Origin of the sequence: Mesorhizobium sp. M1A.F.Ca.IN.020.03.2.1 (assembly GCF_004023205.1) — a bacterium.
In the GTDB taxonomy this organism is placed as follows: Bacteria; Pseudomonadota; Alphaproteobacteria; order Rhizobiales; family Rhizobiaceae; genus Mesorhizobium.
The window spans coordinates 1-3954 of sequence record NZ_RZSV01000356.1 but is presented as its reverse complement, the minus strand read 5'-3'; the positions used below and the strand labels follow the sequence as shown (position 1 = coordinate 3954).

The window sequence follows — 3954 nt, the reverse complement described above, 5'->3', positions numbered from 1 at the left end:
GCCTTCGCCGCGCGCCACTGCGACAGCGCCGCGCAGAGTCGGCGCGATGTCGCTCGCCTTGGCGAGCTTTACCGGCAGCGCCGCCTTGGTCGCCTGCGGCTTGCCGTTCTTGGCGATATAGTCCTCGGCGATGGTCACATAGTGGATCATGCGGTCATAGGCCTGCTTGGCATCGTCGCCGAAGGTGAAGATGCCGTGCTTGTCGAGGATCAGGCCTTCGACGCTGGGGTCGGCGTCAAAAACGTCCGCCGCGACCTTGGCGAGCTCGAAGCCCGGTTTGATGTAGGGCACGTAGCCCATTTTGTCGCCGAACACCGTCTTCACCAGCGCCTTGCTGTTCTCCTGGTCGACGATGGCAAGGATCGCGGTTGAATGCGTATGGTCGACGAATTTAAGCGGCAGAAAGGCGTGCAGGAGTGTCTCGACCGATGGATTCGGCGAGGCGGGGTCGATGAGATTGGAACGCTGCAGCGCCACCATGTCCTCGTCGGAGAGCGTGTCCAGCGCGCGCGCCTTGAGCAGCGCGCCCATCTTCACCGCCGGCAAGCCTTGCGGCTCGATGACGGCCATGTCCCAGCCGCTGCCCTTGACGCAAAGCACGTCCCATTCGTCACCGACCAGATCGGTGGCCTTGGTCTTGCAGGAAGTATTGCCGCCGCCATGCAGCACCAGCCGCGGCTCTCCGCCGAGCAGGCGGGTCGTGTAGACGCGCAGCGCAAGGTCGCGGCGGACGCCCTGCTTGGCGTAGTCGGCAACCATCTTTTCCGCGTCAGCGTCGTTCCAAAGGTTCTTCATGTCGTTCCGTCCGATTCCGTATTTTGTCTGCTCATGAACAGGAAGCCGCGACGTCTTGATGACAGACGCGGCGAGGGTGGTTTCCTACGAGGCCTTTTTGCTGACCGCGCCGGCGTGATCGAGGAGGCGCCCCGCCATATGTGCGCCGACCACCAGATGCGTGCAGAGGCCGCCGGCGATTGCGGCCAGCAGCGGCTCGAACTTGCTGTCCTCCTGCACCACCATCAGCCGCTTCCCGATGGCGCGCAGCGAGGCGAGCTCGGCGGAAATGACCCGCCGGTTGTAGCTACAGTCGAGCGCCTCGCCGCTTGCATCGATGATCTGTCCGGCGATGACGCCGGCCGCGCCTTCCTTGCGGAGCGCGGCCATTTCGGCCGGCGTCAGCGCGCCGCATTTGACCAGATGGCTGTCGGCGTCCACGGCGCCGACGGAATAGAGCGCGAGATCGCAGTCGCCGATGCCGGCAAGCTGGTCGCGGATCACCGGCTCGGCGCGCAGGCCCTCTGCCAATTCTTCCGTGGACAGCACCAGCGGCGCGTAAAAATTCAGACCCTTGGCGTTCAGCCGCCGCGCGATCTCCATCGTGCACTGATCGGGTCGGTAGGAATAGGGCGCGCCGAGATTGCCGCAGAGCTGCACCACGGTGACGTCCTGCAGATCGGCATAGGACATGATGTCGGCGATGGTGTAGACCGTGCGGCCCCAGGCGACGCCGATGCGGTCGCCCTTACTCACCAGTTCCAGGAAGACGCTCGCCGCCAGGACGGCGATGTCGGTCGACGGGTCGGCGACATAGGCGTTTTCCGGCGCGATCCAGACGGCATCGAGCTTGAAGGCGTCCTCCAGCCTGCGCGCAATGACATCGTCGGTGAAAAGCTGCGTCGAGGTCGAGATGTTGACGATGCCGGTCTCGCGCGCCTTGCGAAGATACATGGCGACCGATGCCCGCGAAATCTTGAGCTGGTTCGCCACTTCGTCCTGGCGAAGACCATGCGCATAGTAAAGCCAGGCGGCCTTGTGGATGAGCTGTTCTGCCGGTCGGATCGCCATGCCGCCTCCTCGGCTGACATTAGTCACGGCTCTCGACAAAAGTCAAATCCAGCCGCCTGGGTTATTCGTCCTCCGGCGCGGCATGATCGGGGCAGCCATTCTACCGAGCGCTCATGTCACAGCATTCCCCGGTCGTTCAGGGGGATGGCATGATCGCGGGCCTGCGGTTAGAAAGCTCGAAAAGACTTTTGGGGAGGATGGGATGGCCAATCCCTACGAACAGGATCTCGATCGGAACGCCGCCAATCACCAGCCGCTGACGCCGCTCATCTACCTTGAGCGGGCGGCCAAGACCTATCCCGACCATGTCGCCATCATCCACGGCAGCCAGCGCATCTCTTATCGCGATTTCTGGCGGCGGTCGCTGAAGCTCGCCTCGGCGCTGTCGAGGCACGGCATCGGCAAGGGGGATACGGTAACGGTGATGCTGTCGAACACGCCGCCGATGCTGGAGGCGCATTTCGGCGTGCCGATGGTGAAGGCGGTGCTGCATTCGCTGAACACCCGCCTCGATGCCGCCGTCATCGCCTTTCAGCTCGACCATGCCGACACCAAGGTGCTGATCGTCGACCGCGAGTTCTCGGGCGTGGTCAGGGATGCGCTGGCATCGGCCAAGGCCAAGCCATTGGTCATCGACTATGACGACCCCGACTACGCCGCCGATGCGCCCTATCCGAAGGGCGAGCGGATCGGCTCGCTCGACTATGAGGACTTCGTCGCCGGCGGCGACGAGGCTTTTGCATGGTCGATGCCCGACGACGAATGGGACGCCATCTCGCTCAACTATACTTCCGGCACGACCGGCAATCCAAAGGGCGTCGTCTACCACCATCGCGGCGCCGCCCTGATGGCCTACACCAACACCATCCATGCGGGCATGGCCAAGCACGCCGTTTATCTTTGGACGCTGCCGATGTTCCACTGCAACGGCTGGTGCTTTCCCTGGACGCTCGCCGTGCAAGCCGGCACCCATGTCTGCCTCCGCTGGGTACGGGCAAAGCCGATCTATGACGCCATCGCCGACCATCGCGTTACCCATCTTTGCGGCGCGCCGATCGTCATGTCGGTGCTGATCAACGCGAAAGACGAGGACAAGCGCCAGTTTGCCCAGACCGTCACCTTCAACACGGCCGCCGCGCCGCCGCCCGAGGCGGTGCTTTCCGGCATGGCCGATGCCGGCTTCGCCGTCACCCATCTCTACGGCCTGACCGAGACCTATGGGCCGGCCGTCGTCAACGAATGGCACAATGAGTGGGACGAGCTGGAGAAGGGCCCGAGGACGGCGAAGAAGGCGCGCCAGGGCGTGCGCTACGCCGCGCTGGAAGGGTTGAGCGTGATGAACCCCGAGACAATGATCGAGACGCCGGCCGACGGCCAGACCATCGGCGAGGTCATGTTCCGCGGCAACATCGTCATGAAAGGCTATCTGAAGAACCGCAAGGCCACCGACGAGGCTTTTGCCGGCGGCTGGTTCCACTCCGGCGATCTCGGTGTCATGCACCCGGACGGCTACATCCAGCTCAAGGACCGCTCCAAGGACATCATCATCTCAGGCGGCGAGAACATCTCGTCCATCGAGGTCGAGGACGCGCTCTACAAGCACCCGTCCGTCGCCTCTTGCGGAGTGGTTGCCCGCGCAGACGAGAAATGGGGCGAGGTGCCTGTCGCCTATGTCGAGCTGAAGCCCGGCAAGGTTGCGACCGAGGCCGAGATCATCGAGCATTGCCGTGGGTTGCTCGCCCGCTTCAAGGTCCCGAAGGCGGTGGTGTTCGCCGACATTCCGAAGACGTCTACGGGGAAGATCCAGAAGTTCAGGTTGAGGGAAATGGCGAAGGGGGCGTAGTTCGCTCCCTCCAGCATGGCCTTGATGTCGACAGTTTGCGCCAGCAGCCGCGTCGTCTGTGCGCGTCGCTTCGCTCCTTGCTTCGCCCTAGGATGAAGACGGCATAGGTGTCATTGGCCAACCGCCAACGTCGCTCATTGGCCCCCCGCATCTGTCACCATCTGTCACCATTTTGTACGCGTATATCGATTCCGCGTTGACTCTTCGCTGCTTTCGATTTACGAGTGACGAAAATTGAAATTCGTCACTCGTAAATCGAAAGCACC

3 protein-coding genes are annotated in these 3954 nt (G+C 63.1%); 1 reads left to right on the top strand and 2 read right to left on the bottom strand.

Annotated elements, in window-relative coordinates; translation table 11 throughout:
• On the bottom strand, positions 1-795 hold a 795-nt coding region (locus EOA79_RS30420), incomplete at its 3' end, for a class II aldolase/adducin family protein (protein WP_206639290.1).
• 84 nt (positions 796-879) lie between these two features.
• Positions 880-1845 (bottom strand): sugar-binding transcriptional regulator, encoded by a 966-nt coding sequence (locus tag EOA79_RS30415; protein WP_095823869.1) that lies wholly within the window; start codon positions 1843-1845, stop codon positions 880-882.
• Between the two features lie 202 nt (positions 1846-2047).
• Between EOA79_RS30415 and EOA79_RS30410 the strand changes: the two genes are divergently transcribed.
• The gene (locus EOA79_RS30410) at positions 2048-3688 is read left to right on the top strand and encodes an acyl-CoA synthetase (protein WP_095823868.1); all 1641 of its coding nucleotides are present in this window, start codon (positions 2048-2050) and stop codon (positions 3686-3688) included.
• Positions 3689-3954: the final 266 nt, after the last annotated feature.

Bases quoted from the DNA above. Each gene is read 5' to 3' on its own strand.
- EOA79_RS30415 (WP_095823869.1), bottom strand. From the start codon at position 1,845: ATGGCGATCCGACCGGCAGAACAGCTCATCCACAAGGCCGCCTGGCTT.
- EOA79_RS30410 (WP_095823868.1), top strand. From the start codon at position 2,048: ATGGCCAATCCCTACGAACAGGATCTCGATCGGAACGCCGCCAATCAC.